This window comes from Pontibacter pudoricolor, assembly GCF_010092985.1.
Taxonomy (GTDB): Bacteria; Bacteroidota; Bacteroidia; order Cytophagales; family Hymenobacteraceae; genus Pontibacter; species Pontibacter pudoricolor.
This window is the reverse complement of record NZ_CP048106.1, coordinates 1,308,373-1,326,763: the sequence shown is the minus strand read 5'-3', so window position 1 is coordinate 1,326,763 and position 18,391 is coordinate 1,308,373. Positions and strand designations below refer to the sequence as shown.

The window sequence follows — 18,391 nt, the reverse complement described above, 5'->3', positions numbered from 1 at the left end:
AAAAACAATCACTATGGACAGCATGAAAACCGTTTCGGAAATACTGAACAGACTTAAAGATGAAGGCTATACCGTTGACTTCAACCTGGCTGATAATTGCCTGGCATGCCACGGCAACTCGCTACAGATTTACCCTGATGAATTCGTAGTGGACAAACACTATCGCTTTGAAGGTATTTCGGACCCGGGAGATGCTGCCGTAGTTTATGCTATCTCCTCTACTAAATACGATGTGAAAGGCACGCTGGTTGATGGGTACGGGATCTATAGTGATGGCCTGACCCAGGAACTGATACAGGCGCTACATCAGAAAGTGTACGCCGGCCCTGCCGCGGCAACAGATCCTGTGCCTCAGCAAAAATCTAACGAAGCTACCCCACAACGGCCAGATGGAGAGCGCCCGCTGGATGCGGCGCTGGTCGAGATGGACCTTAATGCTTTCAGAAAACAGATAAAGCAGGAGCAGGCCTGGCAAAACAGCGACCGCAACTCCATCACTGTCTTCAAAACAAATGGTATGCGCGTGGTACTGATAGGTCTGCACGAGGGTGCTGAAATGAAAACCCATACTGCGCCCGGTATCATCAGTGTACAGGTGCTGGAAGGAAAGATCCGGTTCACGACTGAGCAGCAAGCTGCCGACCTGGGAGTTGGCCAGATGCTTACTTTACATACCGGTATCCCGCACAGCGTGCTGGCGGTAGAAGAGTCTGTCTTTTTGCTGACGCTGGCTATTTTCAAACCGGGAAAATAGCAAGAGTCAGTTACTAATTGTCTTTGAACATATTACTATAAAGTGCATTGCCATGAAATAATCATTTAAAACGGTTGATCATGTTACTTGGAACTCAGAGGATGGACTTGCTCCCCGAAAGCGAACTTCATATTTTTTTTTGTATTCATGTGGTCGCGACTCAACCGCACGGACACCGCAGTTTCCTTCAAAGAAAAGAGGCTATTTAGGATGGCGAATGTGGCAGCTTTAGCAGTCCCCTTCACAGTATCGCATCTGGAAACGCATCCAGATAAATATAAACTACGGGATAACAAGAATACTGTCATAATTGAGTAAGTATAATTGTATGAGCATTGCGGGATCGCAGGGACTAAGTGTGATAAACCTTTAGCGCTTTTCTTTAAGCCACTCTAAAGCAGGGACAACTTCTGTAAAGCTTCTGGTGACCAGCGATAGAGTCTTATCAATAAATATATCGTGCACTATACTCTCCCTGAGCGATCTCTCATCCACCACTCGGGCCATCTTCTGTAAATGTGAATCCGACAAGGTACGACTGAAATTACTGATCATAGAAGCATAGGCTTTCTCGTTGATAAAAACCTTAGCGTCGCGGACATCCAGCAGCATGTTTCTGATATAGAAATTTTTTATATGCTCTACGATTATGGCAAGGGATTGCTCTACTTTAGGCAAGTCCGTTCTATCTACGGTTGGCATGATAACGTAAATAACATCAATGACCGGGTCGTATTCCAAATTAATAAAACCATTGTCAAAAATGTTCATGACTTCCCGCGCTTGTAGTCTAGATCTATAAAATGTAGCCTGATGCAATTTACAATTATTCTAGCCAAAAGGTATGAATAGCGTGTTTACCCGAATAAATACTTTATCACATGGTGCCGATTGGCTCAAAAGTTAAAGTCATTTGGGTAGAAGGAGTGTCCGGAACACAGTTGAACTAAATGCGATAATATGACAAGCAAATCAGGATACCTGAATGCTGTCTAGTCCTGAAATAGGTTGACAAAAAAGTTAACTAAAATGAAGGACAAAGCATTAAAAGAACGTATTGTAGCTGAATACCTTACTTCGGGGCTGAGCTATCGAGAAGTGGCAGATCGATATGGAGTTGATTACCGAAGCTTGCACCTCTGGGTAAAAGAATACCAAGGGGGCATGAAGAAACCATCCAGATACAGACGAGCCAGGTTGCTGCGGGAGTTGCCCACAGACAGGCTGCCAAGCAATATAGAAACCATACAGTCAGAGCTGCGCAAGGCCCGGCTCTACAACCAGGCACTGCAGGGGGCAATCCTTATAGCTGAGGAGGAGCTTGGGGTTCCTATCCTAAAAAAGTCTGGCACCAAGCAATCCTGAGATTGAGCAAAGAACGCCTTTCCAAGTAGTTGGAGTGCTTTGTTCATTGTTTGATTACAGCAGCCAGGCGTATTACCAGCACATTAAAGCAAGGCAGCCGGAAGCCCCGCAAGAAGATCTGTTTATCCAAGAAGTACTTCGTATTCGGCATGGTCAAAAGCGAATAGGAGCGCATAAGCTGCTGGTGATGATGGCCCCTTTTATGGCTGCACACAATATTCATATCGGAAGAGATACCTTTCTTAAGCTTTTGAGTGAGCGCTGCCTGCTGATCAGAAAGCGCAGGCGCTCGAAACCCCAGACCACTGTCTCCAGTCATTGGCTGCGCAAGTATCCCAACCTGGCTGTTGGTTTCGTGCCAAGGGCTGCCGGGCAGCTATGGATTTCCGACATCACTTACATCCCGATGTAGGAAAGCTTTGCCTACCTGAGCCTGATTACCGATGCCTACAGCCGCAAGATCGTCGGCTTCTTTCTTAGCGCAGATCTTGCTGCTATCGGTTGCATTCGGGCTTTAGAAATGGCGCTCGCTACCTGGCTTCAGCAAGATTATCTCATCCACCATTCCGATAGGGGCTTGCAATACTGCAGCCAGGGGTATAGCAAGCTGTTAAAGGAAAAGGGGATTGCCATCTCTATGACACAAAGCGGTGATCCGCTGGAAAATGCGCTGGCAGAGCGGGTTAACGGTATCTTAAAAGAAGAGCTTCTGGAGAAAGTGTACCCAACATTCCAAGAAGCACAGTTAGCTATTGCCATGGCGATAAGCATCTACAATCACCAACGTCCGCATTTAAGCGTGGATATGCTTACGCCAGTAGAGGCACATAGCAGAGAAGGGGATCTGAAAAGGCATTGGAAGAACTACTATACAGCCAATAGAGAAAAGCAGGCATCTATGCATTAAGGTAAAGCCTGAGGTGTTGATGCATTTCAAAACTCGTGTTTGCTATCACTGGTATAAGGTGTAAAGGGCTGGCAGGATTAAGTAATAGTTGTCAACCCAGAGTAGGATTAACAGTGTAAACTGTCAACTTTTTTCAGGATGAGGCAATCAGATGCAATGTTGATTCTTTGGATCAATAAAAATGGAAGGGATCAGGTAAAGGGCTGTGAAGATTAAGGAGGCAGCTTATGAAATTCTCATAAAAGATAAATACAAAACTGCAGCGAGTATTTTCTAATTAAATCTAATTAAAAAGGAGAGAGTAGTTACGGCAGAATTCCTTTTTGTTACTTTACTGTTACTCTAGAAACAAAAAAACCGCTTATTTGAGTAAATAAGCGGGTTTTTAAGCTTTACTGTGTAGACTAAAGGACTGAATTTTTGAACTATTTCTATAAGGATTTGGCTGTTTTGAGCTTGTGCTTTCCAGCTCAATAATCAGCAGAACTCACCTAGGGCTTTATGATCTTTCGGATATGAGTAAAGCTCTCACTATACACCCGGAGAAAATAAATGCCAGCTACCTTAGTAGAAAGGTCTAGCTCGTAATTTTTGGCATTGGGGGTGAGATGTAGAATTATTTTACCCACTTGGTCGAGCACTTCAATCTTCTGTATATTTTCCGGGTGGGAGAGGTAAAGCCTATCTTGAACAGGGTTTGGATATACATCTAGTTTTCGGTCTAATACTTCTCGTGAATTGGGATCAATAGTGCTGAATCTTTTTATATCACCATACAGGGTTTCCCCGTTTACAGTACCTTTCAGTCTATAGAAGTACCCAGTAACAGGTAAGAGGGATCGCACCTCAGCTTTCACATTGGAAGTAGTTGCGCTATACAAATAATTTGGAGCAGCAGGAAGAGAATTACCTAAGGCATCTGTTTCCCCATATTCAAACTGTAAATTACTTATAAGGCTACCTTGTGGAGCAACAAGGCCGGTTAATAGCGCACTGGCACCCGTGATATTTTCAGCTTTACTGGTCTCAACAAGTACTCCTCCGGTTGCTTTGAATAAATTTACAGCGCTGTAAATCACTTTACCCGTCTGCTTGGCTTTTATTCTATAGTAATAGATGGCATTTCGATCAAGCTCCGCTAAAGTAACTTGTACTTGTGCCTGCCATCTATCTTTAAGGACAGAATTGGGAGTTGAAGCGACTTGGTTGCCAAAACTAAGTGTTTTGCCATACTCAAAAACTATATCTGTTATCGCATCTTTATTAGCATCAATTCTGGCAGTCCATTTAATATCAGTAGCAGATACAACTGGAGGCTGCATGTTGATAACGTATTCTGGTTTTGTATAGAAAGCGGTCGGGCTGCTGTAGTAAACCTTACCAAAGGAATTGATCTTTAACCGGACAAAATACCGTGTAGCTGGTTCTAGCCGCTGGAGTTGTGCGCTTACGTGGGAAGATGTTTTGCTTGCGACAACATTGGGCGTAGCATGTACATAGGTCGCGTTTTCAAATGTTTGATTGTTAGCATATTCAAACTGTATGTTCGTTATTTCTCCTAGCTGAGAGGTTACTTGGCAACTAACTTTAGCCTCATTTGAAGAAGGATAGTATGTGTAATCCATGTTTATAGTGAAGGCAGGCAATGTAGAAAACTTTACAAGTTGGCTCGTTACCTCTACACCTTTATATAATGCTTTTACTCGATAGTAATATGTCGTATTTGGTTGCAAATCACCTACGCTAAGCTTAAACTTTTTCGAAGTATTAGGAGATACATCAGTAGGTGTAAGGTTAATGCTTTTGTCAAGTGATCCAGCAACACCATATTCGATTTTAATATTGGTCAAAGGATCTCCATTAGAGGCTGCGATAGCAGTTAGGGTTGCGCCATCTGCAGCAAGTTCTGAAGCCGTAAGAGCATTCAGCACATATTCTTCATAGGAGAGTGCGCCTTTTAAAATTCTTCCTGAGAAACCTGAACCAAAGATGTCTTTATCCTTTGTGATAGATAAGTTTGTTATGCCATGTGGTATATCAAAGGACTGCCACGTTAAGCCTCCATCCGAAGTCTTAAAGTTTCTGCCATATTCACCCGTAACATACCCAATGTTTGCGTTATAAAATGCAATCGTTTGCAAGTGGTCATATTCGGTTTTTAGTTCCGTCCACGTGCTGCCCCCGTCCTCTGTTTTTAAAACAGTATTGTATTCAGCTGAAATATAGCCAACCTTTTCATCCACAAAACTAATGTCTGTGAAGTCACCATATACCTCATGGACTTTTATCCAGTTTATTCCGCCATCAGTTGTTGTGTACAGATCACCATAACGGATAGCAACGCCCTGATTCATATTGATAAAATGGATCTTTTTTGCGCCGGTAAAACCGGAAACCTTCTGCCAGGTCACGCCTCCGTTAATAGTTTTCAAAAAGCCATTCCCGGTCCAGGAATCAGTACAGACATAGCCGATCTGCTGATTAAGGAAATGCATTGACGAAATCCTGATTCCATAAGTATGCAGTTTTAATTTTGTCCATGTAGTTCCACCATCATTTGTCCTCAGAAGCTGGTCAACACTGTTGCTATACAAACCTTGATGGGTCACAACATAGCCTGTATCCGCTGAAAAAAATTGGGCTAATCTGTAGTAATGGTAACTCTCATCCAATCCTGTGTTTATAGTTGTCCAATTTTCGCCCTTATCTGTTGTCTTGTAGAGTTCGCTCCCTAATGCATATCCCGTCGTATTGGTCGGGAAGTGCATATCGTTGATGTTGTTATATGTAAAGGAGTTTTCTTTCCAGGTCTTACCCCCATCTGTGGTTTTTATGATTCTTCCTCGCATGCCGGTCGCATATCCTACATTTTCATCTGTAAAGTGGATGCCATACATAGAAGAACCTGCGATGCGTCCATTTTGGAAACCAACCCATTGCCATGTTGCCCCACCGTCGGTAGTTTTATGAATTACTCCATGATCTCCGGTAATGTAGCCAATGCTTTCAGTTAAGAAGGAGAAAGAATAAATCGCATCTGTTGTATTTGGAAGTTCAAACCAGGATTCACCACCATCTGTTGTTTTAAGAATGGCACTATGCGCTCTAGACGCAAAACCGACTTTACTATTGACAAAATAGACGGTGAAATAACCAGCAGGGAAGAAGTTAACTGATTCGGTTACATACCAGCTAGTTCCCCCGTTAATTGTTTTGAGGATGTAGCCATTGTTACAAACAGCATGGCCTACCTTAGAGTTGAGGAAGAAGGATTTAGTTACGGTAAGGGGACTCGTATTCGGTGCCTGGATAGTAACAATGTTCCAATTTGCTCCACCATCTGTTGACTTCAGAAGGCTCTTATTGCTTGTTAGGTAGATGGTGTCAGCGTGTAGAATATTTACAGTATTTATGTTTTCCTGTGTATTCACAGCTAGTTTCTGCCAGAATTCGCCCTGGTTAAGGGTTTGGAGAACATACCCGTTATTACCAACAATATAGCCTGCATTGTCCTTAAAACGAATTTCGTTACTTGATGCAATTTCTTGCTTTACGCTCCAGGTAATGCCCGCATCCTGTGTTTGCAGTAGCTGTGTGCCGCTCAGAATAAAGCCATTTTGAGCATCGGTAAAAGTAATGCTTTGACCTGTATTTCCAGAGGGTTCAGGGTTTAGCCATTTCCATTGAGCAGAAGCACTTGAAAGGGTTAGTGTAAGCAGGGCATGTACTAAAAGGAGTAGTTTTGTTTTCATAAAAGTTTACAATAAGAAAATACGAAGTTACTCTTTAATAAGAATATAGTACTAATTTAATATAGAGAATCAAGAGAAATAGGTTTTCTAATCTCTTAAAAGCTAGGGGGTAAGCAAGATGCATCAAGCTTAAATGTTTGGTACTGCATTAGGCTTGGTTTTTTATAAGCATTAGATACGTTAGGGCACCCAATGCCAAGGTTAGCATGAGAGTCTACAATTATTTGGGACATGTTGGCTACTAAAATGCTTAATTTCTATCCATTGGTTGCTGTAATGAAGTAGAGTGTTACTATGCCTGGAATACAACCTATTCGAAGTGTTAGCTTTAATGGTGTGCTAAATAACCCGTGGAAATAACAACATCAGCTTCATCAGTTTACAGCCATAAGGATAGCGACAAAATGAATCTGAAGGTGCTCTTGTTGAACCTTGCATTGAAACCATAAAACACCCTAGTAGAAACCATATTAAATTGATCGATAAGGTATTTCACGAATTAGTATCTGAACAAGTTTTTAGTGATGTACATTGGGTTGAATCAATAGCACTAAGGCCACTGTTTACTTAGACCTCTACATTGTTTTCCTTGTAACAAATGTACCAAACATGCTTTCATTTATAATAGCTATAACACGGGGCGTAGGGTGCAGTGGGTTAAAGCTTTTGTACTTTTAAGGTATGATTCAACAAGCTTGAATAGGAAAGAATGTAGCTTGTTACATGACCAAAAGGTGCTTGAGACCGCTTTAACTGGGCTTTCGGCATCAGGTTTCTAGAAATACAGGAAAAAATTATACTTATTAACCTTAAAGTAAGGCAGATACTCATTTTTTTTTATTACTTTGTCCTGCCCGAAAACAAACTCAAATGCTTTTAGCCTCCTATCGAACTACCCTAAGTAGTTTCTTTCTGTGCTGCTGCTTTCTTTTACTCCTGGCCGTGTCACCTTGCCAGGCACAGAAGCAGGAATATTTACCGTACTATTCTGCTGATACTTCCCAGGTGCATTCCCTTGCTTCAACACATGCCCAAACCATGCGGCAACGGCTGACAGTGCCGCCGAATGTAAGTGCTGCTTATAGGAAGGATTTTTTAGAAATTGTAGAAAGCAGTGCAAAAAACAGCTATCAAATTGTTCGACAGCAGGCCATACTGGATACCATTATAGCTCCCTATCTGCAAGGTATCTTTAACAAGGTACTGCATGCCAATAAAGAGATGGAAGGAAAAGCTACCCTTGTCCTCACCAAAAGCCCAATCGAAAATGCCTATGCCCTGGCCGATGGGACGATCTTTTTCAACATCGGCTTGCTGGCTGAATTGGAGAATGAAAGCCAGATAGCTTTTATCCTTTGCCATGAACTTGCTCATGTTAAGCTAAAGCATATGGAGCAGGGAATAGTAGAATATCTGGAGACTGTGCATAGTAAAGCGTTTAAAAAACAGTATAGTCAGCTAGCACGCGAAAAGTATAACAGGTCAGCTAAGATAGCTACCTTTTTTGAAGAGAAATCCCTGAGTCATCTATATCACAAGCGTTCTTTAGAAAAGCAAGCAGACTCAGTGGGCTTCCTGTTGTTTACCAAAACGAACTATGATCCTGGACAGGCTGCTACCGCTTTAAAAATTTTAGCTCGTGTAGATGATCCAGCAGCGGTACCAAACCTAAACTTAAACTTAAACTTAAACACGTTCTTTGGATGCCCAAACTTTACCCTTGATACTTATATAAAGTCAGGCAAAGAGACGTCAATCTTTGGTGCTGTGTCTGATGAATCTCCTTTTGCTTCCAACAAAGACACCTTGCAGACGCATCCCGATATAGACAAACGCTTGCGCTTTATTGCGGAACTCGAGCGAAGCATGCCTGCTACTGGGGCAGCTATTGAAGCAGAAGGTGATAACAAGGTGAAAGCTATATGCCAAAGGGAAGCCCTGCAAAGCTGGTTTGATGCCCAAAATTATGACTATGCTGCCTACAAAGCGTTGCTGCAGCTGCAGCAGCACCCGGAAAGTAATTACCTGAGAGGAATAGTGATGCTGAGTCTGTATGCGATGCAGCAACACTTAAAAGCGCATACCTTCTCCGAGATCCTATCGGTGGAGTCTCCAAGCCAGCCTGAAAGTTTCAACCAGCTAATTCGGCTGTTTGGGTCTCTTGAAACCTCAGCATACAAAAACTTAAGTCAGTGCTTTCATGAAGCTGCTCCGCTTCGTTCAGCCACAGATGAATACACCTTGGCCGCACGCTATGCCCTGGCGAGGTTGCAGGACGATGTTAGCGCAGCGGCAGAGGCAAAGAATGCCTACACTTCCCGCTTCAAGCTAGGCAGGCTGCAGGCTGCTATTTTTTCTGAACTACCTTAATCGCATTTTCCAACTTAATCATTTTTTATGAAGAAATCTTTACACATTTTATTAACCTGCTTCTTTGTACTAAGTACCCTTGCAAGCTATGGACAAACCCAAACCCTGACCGGGTTTAAAGGTTTTAGTAAAAAAGCCTTGACGCCTATTTATGATGGGAGCGAAGTAAAAGGCTACACCATGTTTTATCGGGCAGATAAAGCCGATAAGAAAAACGACAACTTTGGGCTCGACTTCTATGACCAGAACCTGCAGAAAGTAAAAACAGTGCTGATTCCCAAAGAGCGCCATGTCACACATCTGATCCGAAGCGCCTACAACGGGGAGGCTTTCGGCTTCTATTTCTATAACGCAAAATCAAGAAGCCTTGAGTTAGACGTCTTTGACAAATCGCTTACAAAAATAGCTTCAAAACGCTTTGAAGATATTTCAAAGACAGACATGCAGATGGCAGGCCAGGAAATCCAGATGCCTGGTAATGGAGATAACAAAGCGATGGGAGGATTGAACCTCTATGCTGTGCCGGGAAAAGGGTTTATCAAGAACGGGTTTACGGGCATGATAAAAGGTTATTCGCTTGAAATGTTTGACAATAAACTCAACTTATTGTGGACCAGTAAGTCGGATGAAAAGTCGATGGAGTATGAATCTGTCCTGATCAATGAAGTAACAGATAACTATGTGTTGGCCACCCTTGCCCGCAGACCCGGCATGATGTCTAAAAAGCTCTCTTTTTCCATGGTAGCCATTGATATAAAAACAGGCAAGACCTTGTTTGACATAGCCATTGAAAATGATAGCAAGGAACAACTATCACTTAGCTCTTTTACTTTTGATGAAGTTAACAAAGAGTTTGTGGCCATGGGAGAGTATTATGCTTTAGAAGACAAACCTTTGATAAACAAGAGTCAGGGCTTCTATGTGAAGCGAGTGGGTACGGACGGTAAAGAAAAAGGAAAGCAGTTTTATAGCTGGAGCAAAGATATTAATCCCTTGCTGCCCGCAGCGGCGAAGAAAAGCATAGAGGAAGGGTTTGTCAACTTTGTACACAAAATCATCAGAAGCGCGGATGGAAAGCAGCACATCGTAGCAGAACAATACAAGGTAAAAGCAGATGGTGTGGGCATCGCACTTGCTGTCATGGGGGGCGGTACAAGTACTGCAAAAGGAGTAATCGGCAACATGATGATCTATTCCCTGAATGCTGATCATAAAATCGATAAAGTTAGCTTTTTTGAAAAGGACCAGACAGACTGGCCCTTATCCCAGGATCAGGTTTCTATGGTGCCGGTTTAATCGGACATGTAATCAATATGACAGGAGGCTTTGACTATCAGTTCACACAGTTCGAGAAAGATCAGATCAGCTTTAATACGGCTTATCTTAACTATAGAGATGTAAAGAACAGCAAGGTAGACGAGAAGACGTTGGTTAACATCATCTATTCTGGAGAAGCTGCTCCTGTAACAGATAAAATGAAGCTGACATTGGCAAAAGGAATACGCTCGTATGTGTATCCCGCCAAACCTGGCTATGTATTGGTACTCAATAACGAAGTAGAAGCCTCGAAATTAGAGATGAAGCTAGTTAAATTGAATAAATAATTCTTCTCTACCCCATTAAAAAGACCAGCTATAGCTGGTCTTTTTTAATTAATAGGGACATTTCATTTAATCCAATCGCTGCACTGCCCCCAGACCTTACACAAGTACTTGATAACCGAACAAGAACTTGCTTGGTGAAACGTGATCGTTAAAAGACATTAAGCAGTTTGCCTTGTCCTACCTTGAATTCTGGTAAAATTAAGTAAAAGAACAGTTGCCCCGACTAGAGGATGTAAGTTGATAAGGATGGATGTAAAGAACAAACGTCCGGTTAGGGAGGGTTAAATAGTATAGTGTAAATAGTATATTCATCTTTTGTTATATACTCTTTTATATTAACTTTAGAGCTCCACTAACTACACTAACATGAACAAACTTAATTACTTGCTGATCTGGTGCCTGTGCCTGGGTACCCTAATTTCCTGCGGCGATAAAGACGAAGCAGCCCAACCTGCATCCGAAGCGGCTGCGGACTATATTCCTTCTACCAAAGGCAGCACCTGGAACTACGGCGGTAAAACGCCCTATACCTGCATCGCTACGGGCGAAACCAAAGTCATTGACGGTAAAACCTACACCAAGATCGAAGCGCGCGCAGGATCACAAGTGAATGTGTCCTACCTGCATAAAGAAAATGGCGTGTATACCCAGGTTGCTTTCCAGCCCAATATCCCTCAAGAGCCCATCCCAATGCTAAAAGAGCACTTGCCCGTGGGTGGCACCTGGGAAGTAGCCATGGTGGTAAATGGTATAAATACTAAGATGGCCTTTGCCATCAAAGCTAAAGGTATGGCCAAAACGGTCGAAGGAAATTCCTACAAAGAGGTGATTCATGTGGAAATGGTCTCCTCCTACACCTACATGGGCTATGAGGTGATGGAGCCCATTACAACCAATTACTATTACGCTAAAGGGGTAGGGCTTATCTTTTCCGAATTTGTCGGTATGGAATCCAGACCATTGCTAAGCTACGACATCAAGTAAAAGCCTGCTTGTTTTAATTACACCTCCAAGATGACCTTAACTAAACCAAACGGGCAACGAGCCAAAATGGCCATTGCCTTGATAGGAGGCGTGCTGGCTGCCGAAGTGCTCGCCTTCTACTCCAGCTATTTACAGTATACCTTGCTTGAAGATGCGGCCTCGGGTATATTTTCAGAAGAGGCGATGGCAGCAAACGATGCCAGGGAGCAGCTTGTGGCAGGTATTTATTTCCTGCTGTTTGCCGGATCCGGTTTGGCCTTCGTGCTTTGGTTTAGAAGGGCCTATTATAACCTGCAGCAGCGTACAGGAGCAAATTCCTTCTCGGATGGGTGGGCATTAGGTAGTTGGTTTGTGCCTATTTTGTGCCTTTACCGGCCATACCAGATTATGCGAGAACTGTATCTGGATACCAGCAGGATGCTTGCTGCGTTTGGGCAGGAGTATGCCTTAAAGACTACTTATTTGGGCTCGTGGTGGGCGCTGTGGATCTTTAGTAATTTTCTCGGACAGATCTTGTTTCGTTCTTACATGAATAGTGAAACATTGGAAGGGCTGACAAACGCCACTGTGGCCAGCATGTTTGGAAACCTGGTGGGCATACCGCTAGCCCTGATAACAATGAAGGTGATCAAGGATTATGCAAGAGTAGAAAAGCTGCTTTGGGAAACAGAACAGGGTGAGGGGGATGGCATGGCTGCATCTGGGGAAGCCGGCCTTTCTGGAAATGCATTCTTGCCAGTAAACTAGCCAGGCTTGCAGCGGCCGCTGCAGGCCTGGCTGATCAAAGATAGAAAAGACTCCAAGTATCATAGCAGTTGAAAAAATAAATAAGAAATGCTCCTGGAATCGAAATAAGTGATCTTCATTTTAAAAAATTCATGACTTTCACCCTAAAACCTAAATACTTGGCCTTGTGGGCTACTATTCTTTTATATGCCTGCAACCCCAGCGTCAACGAGGCACAGGAACTTGACCCGGTTTATGGGCAGGAATTAGCTAAACTCTATAAAAGCAAAGGTGTAAAAGAGGTCTTCATTGAGGAGGAGCAGTCCAATAACAAAACAGTGACCCGCACCAAGCAATTGGTTTCCTATCAGTTGCTGAACAAAAGTGGTCTTGTAACCAGGCTGGAAACAGCGTTTGGCGATAAAATCAGCAGAAGAGTAGATACAGAATATGATACGCAAGGAAAACTAGTAGTAACCACGATGTATGATCTAGCTGCGAATCAAACCGCTACCTCTGGCAGGGAAGGGATTGTGTGGAGGCCTGCTTCGAGAAAGCGTATGATTGCCTCCGGAAGCGAAGCTGCCGGTAAATACACCTGGGATGCCACCAAAGAGGAGTGGTGGCAGACTAGCACGATACGCACCTGGGAAAAGAATGACACGACCTATGAAGAAACCCGGGACCTCCACCCTCATTATTTAGGTCCGTCGTGGGAAGTAACCCGCACGTATGCTGTCGGTTCTAGCAACCAGATACAGCGGGAAGATCAGTTGTCCTTTTCCCCGAAAGGGATGGGGGAATCAGACTACTCCTACACCAAAGTAGAAAATGGTAAGATTACAGAAGCAGGGGATGTGAAATTTGAGCCGATGTTGTTTGCCTACACTCAGCAACACCCGGAGGCGCGCCAACAGACAGTCTCCAAGCATGGGTATAGTACCGTGATGGATAAGCTGGCACGCCAGTATACAGGGGAGTTGGAACCAAACAAAACCTTTACCTGCAATGCAAAGGGGCACCTGGTTAAAAAAATATCCTATGGTAGGGAGACCACTTACCAACGGCACGCTAGCGGCCTGCTGGTTGCCAGTAAGCAAGTGTACAGTGCTAATGTGGGAATCCTGACTTACTATTACTACAATGACAAAGGACTACTGGTAAAAGAAGTCAGCAGGAGCCTGCGCGGGGAACCTGGCGAGACGTTTTATTACCGCTATACCTACTATGGGAAGTAATAACTGGCTGCTAAGTTCCATGATTTGTGCAGATCAATGGATGATTTTGTGTATCCGGTTTTAGGGGTATAATAAACAAACTATAAAAAATGAATTATAAACTACTTTTCTCATGCCTCACCGCAATAGTTCTTCTCTCCCAATGTGGCGTGAAGGGAAAGGAAGTTAGAAAACTGCACCACGCGGCAAGGTAGCCATTATCTATACCCGTGTATCAACCAAAGAGCAGGCTGAGACGAATCAAAGTCTTTCGACGCAATTAGAGCGTTGCACAGCCTATGCTGAGCGCCATGGCTATCAAGTGGTGGGGAAGTTCGGTGGTACCTACGAAAGCGCGAAATCCGACGAGCGGAAGGAATTTCAGAAAATGCTCGAGTTTGTGAAGAAAAGCAAGCTGCGGGTAGGCTATATCATCGTCTACTCGCACGACCGCTTTTCGCGTACCGGCTCATCCGCCATTGGCATTGTAGACGAGCTCAACCGCATGGGTATAGCCGTAGTAGCGGTCACACAGCCAGTCGATACCATGACGGCATCGGGTAAACTGCAGCAGGGTATTCAGTTTCTATTTTCGCAGTTCGATAACGACCTACGCCGGGAAAAGTGTATGACGGGCATGGAAGCGCGTGTTAGACGGGGTTTGTGGGTCGGTAAGGTTCCGATGGGCTATGATAAAGTGATTGTAGGTAAGGAAGTCATCTTAAAGCCAAATAAAACAGGGAAGCTCATACGCCTGGCGTTTCAGCTCAAGGCAGAGCAAGGGCTATCGAATACTGACATCATCAAACACCTGAAAGCACAAGGGCTCGTGCTCTACAACCAAACCATTACGAAGCTCTTTCGAAACCCTTTCTACTGCGGCTTGATCTCGCATGGCTTGCTGGAGGATGGCGAAGTGGTAGAAGGCAAGCACGAGCCGCTAATAACACGTCAACTGTTTCTAAAGGTAAACGGCCTGCAGGCGCAGAATGCGCATGGCTACACGCAGGTGAAAGAAGATGAAGAATTGCCGTTAAGACATCATATCAAATGTGGTAGCTGTCGTAAGCCGCTGACTGGTTACGAGATGAAGAAAAAGCAGATTCACTACTATAAGTGCAATACCATCGGCTGCAAGCTGAATCGTAACGCTAATAAGCTGCATAACCTGTACGAAGGCTTTTTATCGGAACTCGAAGTAGATCCACGTTATTTGCTGAAGCTTGCCGAAATTATGGAAGAAACTTACTACAAGTTAACAGAAGAGAGCAGGGCAGAAGAAAAGCGCTTGACCACACAGCATACCGAGCTGAAAAAGAAATTAGATACCCTAGAAAGAAGATATGCGTTTGGAGAAATTGAGAAAGAACTCTTCACTAAATTCAGCACAGAGCTAAAGGTTGAGCTGCTGGAAATCGAGCAGAATCTGGAAAAGTGCGCGCCAGCCTTATCGAACCCAAAAGAGTTCATCAAAATGGGCCTGGGAAAAGCGCTAACTATCTCAGATTCATGGGGCAAAGCAAATGTGCAGTCAAGAAAACAGCTGCAAGCGATGGTGTTTCCCGAAGGCGTATATTATGACCGTGAAAATGATGGTTATCGAACCCAGAGAGTAAATGGATTTTTCGCCCTTTCCAGCCAGATACAGGCGTTTTTGACTGAAAAAGAAAAAGGGAAAAGCGATCAAAATAATCACTTTTCCCTTTCAGTAGTCCGTAGGGGAATCGAACCCCTGTTACCAGAATGAAAATCTGGTGTCCTAACCCCTAGACGAACGGACCGTAATTGCTGTATTGCGGGTGCAAATATAATAGGCTTAATAGTAAAAACAAATACTTTTGGAAAATATTGTGCCTGATTTAACCATAAAGCCTTTTTTTAGGTCAAATTCGTGCAGCGATACATTAACAAATACTATATTTATCCCGTTAGTGTAGATTTACAGATTAAAATTAAACAAACATACATATGGCTAGACAAGTCCATTTTACGGGTATTAGTCCGGATGCTTTTAATAAGTTAAAAGATAAATTAAAGCAAATGGGGCTTACGTTGCAGGGTAACGAAGGAAACATCAGCGAAAAAGGGGTGAATGCAAAGTACAACTATAGTGAAGCAGAGCAGAGCCTCGTGATTAATGACCTGAGTGTCGGGTTTCCGGCCAGCATGATGGTGAATGAAAACAGCCTGGTGCAACGTATGACACAGATGGTAGAGGAGTACGGAGGAAGATCTGTTTCCTAAACTAACTTATGCGGTCTTGATTGCCGTATAAAGACACATTAAGTAAATGTATAACCCGCGTAAGCATCTATATACTATGGAAAACGAAAATAAACAGAACCAGAATAATAATTCTAAATCAGCACAGAAGAAAAACGACTCGAGTGAAAGTGTATTGAAGCTTTTGCAACCGCATGATATGTCTAAAACGATAGAGTCGGCGATGCATGTGCTTCAGGGCAAACATGAGAAGTTACCTGATCTGTTACAGGATGTTGGAAATATTATAGTAAAAGCCTCAAAAAAGTTGACCACAACACAGCTTATTCTGGCAGCAGGAGCATTAACTATTGGTGCTGTGCTACTTGCACGTTATAATATGGATGATGAATATGAATATGCATCGGAATAAGACATACAAAAACTGATAAAAAAGCCTTTGCCATTATGGTAAAGGCTTTTTTATTTTCTATACTTTAGTTTTGTGGTACAACATTTGTAATTCGCAGCTATATACAAAAACACTATACCTTATATAATCCTTTTATCTAACTAAAACTAAAAACCATGAAAAAGACATTCTTACTTCTGTTAGCAGTATTCCTTATTAGCCAGGTAGCCGTGCAGGCCCAGCAACAGGTTTTACCGCCTTTGGTTAATGTAAACGGTATCGGCGAAGTCCGGGTGCAGCCCGACCAGGTGATGGTTTCAATGGGGGTGGAAGTACGTGAAAAAACATTGGAACAGGCGCGGAAGCAGGCAGATGCTAAAGCAGCGGCTATTATTGCATATCTTAAAAAGCAGGGTGTGAGCGAGAAGGATATCCAGACTTCTTACATGAGCATTTACCCGATTTATAATAACGGAGAGTACGGCAGAACTACGCCAGATGCTTATACTGCTCAGAAAACTATGACAGTATTGGTCCGGAAACTTAACAAGTTCGATGAGCTGATGGCTGGATTATACGGTGCAGGTGTAAACAGAGTGGAAGGTGTATCGTTCCAGGTGGCTGATCTGGAAAAATATAAAGCAGAGGCACGCAAAAAAGCGGTGAACAATGCAAAGCAAAAGGCTACTGCTTTAACAAATGAACTGGGAGCTAAAGTTGGCAGGGTTTACGCGATCAATGAGAATACCACTGGCGGTCGTCCGGTTCCAATGTATGCTGAAGCAGCCATGATGAAAGCACAGGATAGTGCAGGTGCTGACGGTCCAACTATAGCGGGCGGTGAAGTTATAGTTACCTCTACAGTAAGTGTCAGCTTTATAATAGAGAATTAAACTATAGTTTACAACATAATAGAGAATTAAACTATAGTTTACTACTGAAAAAGCTCTGGTACTATTTAGCAAAGCGGCTCCTGGATTTCCGGGAGCCGCTTTGCATTTTATAGTTATTGTACGAAACGTTCTATTGTTTTAAACTCGCCCATGTCATCAGTCAGGAAGGTTAAAGGCCGTGTTGGGTCAGCTAAAATTTGCTGCTCCCTTATACTCCAGGGCTTCAGCATTTCTTCGAGCATGTGAGCATAAGCTACTGGCTCCCATGGATTAAAAACTTCGTTGGTTACATCATCAATCAAAGTATCCAGTACCAGTTGCTCATCTTCAGGTTTTATCGTTCTGATAAAATAATCCGGAACAACATTAAAAATATAAGCAGCATAAAATACCTGGGCTTTAAATTCAGCTACCTGTATTGGGTGTAACTGGCTGCCTTCTGTAAGCTTATATAGCCTGCCTAATGCTTTCGAAATAATGCCGTTATCCAGCAGTTTGCAAACTATAACAACAGGTCCAAGCTTTATACTGAAAGCCATTGTTGACAGTTCGTCCTGGTACTCGAAAGGCAGCTCGTCTTCTGTAGGGTCAACCTGGAGAACGAAAAGGGAGCAGGGCTGAAAATCAGAAAAAACCATTGGCACGCGCAGCGATTGCAATACCTGGTAAAATGTCCTGAATTTGCCGAGCATCTGCGGGTTTTCGCTGACAGGGTTTTCAGGCATGATGAGCGGGTCTTTTTCCCGGATAAGCTCAGTTACCAATGTGCCGTAATACATTTTGCCTATCCACTGGAAAAGCTTTTCCGGGTTAAGCGATTGTATACCTTCGTAATCTGCTTCGCTGGCTTTCTCTATCTCTTCCTCGAGCGGTAAAATATAGTTGGTATGGCACTGGTTGCAGCATGGGATTGTGAGTTGCGAGAAAGTTGTTACGCTTTTATCCAGCAGAAGCAACTCTTTATTTTCCAGGTTATATTTTTTCTGCATCCATTCTCCGAAGACCGGTGTTCTGTCTGCAGTGGTTATAGTTGTGCCGCACAAAAAGCAATGTTCGTCTGTGAACTGCATTTTTGTAAACGGATCGTATAGTTTCAGGTCAGCCATGGCTTATTATTTTTGCGATGCAAAGATAGCAAACGCAGCTGTAAACCTTTAAGCGAACAGAACTATAGTTGCAGGAATGAAAGAGGGAAAAGGGAGAAG

General features: G+C 43.2%; 16 protein-coding genes, 1 tRNA gene and 1 pseudogene. 13 read left to right on the top strand and 5 right to left on the bottom strand.

Annotated features, from left to right (window positions below; genetic code table 11):
* Window positions 1-13 precede the first annotated feature (13 nt).
* Window positions 14-754, top strand: coding sequence for a cupin domain-containing protein (locus GSQ66_RS05750; RefSeq protein ID WP_162426586.1), 741 nt, complete (start codon window positions 14-16; stop codon window positions 752-754).
* A gap of 369 nt (window positions 755-1,123) precedes the next feature.
* Here GSQ66_RS05750 and GSQ66_RS05745 read toward each other — a convergent pair whose 3' ends face one another.
* Window positions 1,124-1,525, bottom strand: coding sequence for a hypothetical protein (locus tag GSQ66_RS05745; protein WP_162426585.1), 402 nt, complete (start codon window positions 1,523-1,525; stop codon window positions 1,124-1,126).
* Between the two features lie 258 nt (window positions 1,526-1,783).
* Here GSQ66_RS05745 and GSQ66_RS05740 point away from each other — a divergent pair, with 258 nt between their 5' ends.
* Genes GSQ66_RS05740 through GSQ66_RS05730 form a run of 3 tightly spaced genes read left to right on the top strand, consistent with a single transcriptional unit; the run spans window position 1,784 to window position 3,026 of the window.
* Complete coding sequence (locus GSQ66_RS05740) at window positions 1,784-2,119, top strand: transposase (RefSeq protein WP_162426584.1); 336 nt, start codon at window positions 1,784-1,786, stop codon at window positions 2,117-2,119.
* 46 nt (window positions 2,120-2,165) lie between these two features.
* Entirely contained in the window at window positions 2,166-2,531 is a 366-nt protein-coding gene (locus GSQ66_RS05735; RefSeq protein WP_162426583.1) for a hypothetical protein, read from the top strand.
* Between the two features lie 15 nt (window positions 2,532-2,546).
* Window positions 2,547-3,026, top strand: a complete 480-nt coding sequence (locus GSQ66_RS05730) for an integrase core domain-containing protein (protein ID WP_162428943.1) — start codon at window positions 2,547-2,549, stop codon at window positions 3,024-3,026.
* Between the two features lie 491 nt (window positions 3,027-3,517).
* Here GSQ66_RS05730 and GSQ66_RS05725 read toward each other — a convergent pair whose 3' ends face one another.
* Window positions 3,518-6,778 carry a YCF48-related protein gene (locus GSQ66_RS05725; protein ID WP_162426582.1) on the bottom strand — a complete coding sequence of 1,087 codons (3,261 nt, stop codon included), beginning with the start codon at window positions 6,776-6,778 and terminating at the stop codon, window positions 3,518-3,520.
* Between the two features lie 1,038 nt (window positions 6,779-7,816).
* On the opposite strand from GSQ66_RS05725, the gene GSQ66_RS05720 reads away from it, so the two are divergent.
* The 5 genes and pseudogenes from GSQ66_RS05720 to GSQ66_RS05695 all read left to right on the top strand — a co-directional run bounded on the left by GSQ66_RS05720 (window position 7,817) and on the right by GSQ66_RS05695 (window position 13,700).
* The gene (locus GSQ66_RS05720) at window positions 7,817-9,148 is read left to right on the top strand and encodes a M48 family metallopeptidase (protein ID WP_162426581.1); all 1,332 of its coding nucleotides are present in this window, start codon (window positions 7,817-7,819) and stop codon (window positions 9,146-9,148) included.
* A 27-nt stretch (window positions 9,149-9,175) separates the two neighbouring features.
* Window positions 9,176-10,752, top strand: a pseudogene (locus GSQ66_RS05715) (DUF6770 family protein).
* Window positions 10,753-11,118: 366 nt separating this feature from the next.
* The gene (locus GSQ66_RS05705) at window positions 11,119-11,736 is read left to right on the top strand and encodes a hypothetical protein (protein WP_162426578.1); all 618 of its coding nucleotides are present in this window, start codon (window positions 11,119-11,121) and stop codon (window positions 11,734-11,736) included.
* 30 nt (window positions 11,737-11,766) lie between these two features.
* On the top strand, window positions 11,767-12,483 hold the full coding sequence (locus tag GSQ66_RS05700) for a DUF4328 domain-containing protein (RefSeq protein ID WP_162426577.1): 717 nt from the start codon (window positions 11,767-11,769) through the stop codon (window positions 12,481-12,483).
* A gap of 131 nt (window positions 12,484-12,614) precedes the next feature.
* The gene (locus GSQ66_RS05695; protein WP_162426576.1) at window positions 12,615-13,700 is read left to right on the top strand and encodes a hypothetical protein; all 1,086 of its coding nucleotides are present in this window, start codon (window positions 12,615-12,617) and stop codon (window positions 13,698-13,700) included.
* 448 nt (window positions 13,701-14,148) lie between these two features.
* Here GSQ66_RS05695 and GSQ66_RS19205 read toward each other — a convergent pair whose 3' ends face one another.
* Window positions 14,149-14,214: a hypothetical protein gene (locus GSQ66_RS19205; protein WP_394351435.1), complete on the bottom strand. Its 66-nt coding sequence runs from the start codon at window positions 14,212-14,214 to the stop codon at window positions 14,149-14,151.
* On the opposite strand from GSQ66_RS19205, the gene GSQ66_RS19200 reads away from it, so the two are divergent.
* Window positions 14,185-15,426, top strand: a complete 1,242-nt coding sequence (locus GSQ66_RS19200) for a recombinase family protein (RefSeq protein ID WP_394351434.1) — start codon at window positions 14,185-14,187, stop codon at window positions 15,424-15,426. The genes GSQ66_RS19205 and GSQ66_RS19200 overlap by 30 nt on opposite strands.
* Here GSQ66_RS19200 and GSQ66_RS05685 read toward each other — a convergent pair.
* Window positions 15,389-15,460: transfer RNA gene (locus tag GSQ66_RS05685), tRNA-Glu, on the bottom strand. The two genes, GSQ66_RS19200 and GSQ66_RS05685, sit on opposite strands and share 38 nt — an antisense overlap.
* A gap of 187 nt (window positions 15,461-15,647) precedes the next feature.
* Between GSQ66_RS05685 and GSQ66_RS05680 the strand changes: the two genes are divergently transcribed.
* The 3 genes from GSQ66_RS05680 to GSQ66_RS05670 all read left to right on the top strand — a co-directional run bounded on the left by GSQ66_RS05680 (window position 15,648) and on the right by GSQ66_RS05670 (window position 17,186).
* Window positions 15,648-15,923, top strand: coding sequence for a hypothetical protein (locus GSQ66_RS05680; RefSeq protein ID WP_162426575.1), 276 nt, complete (start codon window positions 15,648-15,650; stop codon window positions 15,921-15,923).
* A gap of 76 nt (window positions 15,924-15,999) precedes the next feature.
* The gene (locus GSQ66_RS05675) at window positions 16,000-16,314 is read left to right on the top strand and encodes a hypothetical protein (protein WP_162426574.1); all 315 of its coding nucleotides are present in this window, start codon (window positions 16,000-16,002) and stop codon (window positions 16,312-16,314) included.
* Window positions 16,315-16,469: 155 nt separating this feature from the next.
* Complete coding sequence (locus GSQ66_RS05670) at window positions 16,470-17,186, top strand: SIMPL domain-containing protein (protein ID WP_162426573.1); 717 nt, start codon at window positions 16,470-16,472, stop codon at window positions 17,184-17,186.
* A gap of 113 nt (window positions 17,187-17,299) precedes the next feature.
* Here the strand turns inward: GSQ66_RS05670 and GSQ66_RS05665 are convergent, their stop codons facing one another.
* Window positions 17,300-18,292: a hypothetical protein gene (locus GSQ66_RS05665; protein WP_162426572.1), complete on the bottom strand. Its 993-nt coding sequence runs from the start codon at window positions 18,290-18,292 to the stop codon at window positions 17,300-17,302.
* Window positions 18,293-18,391 lie beyond the last annotated feature (99 nt).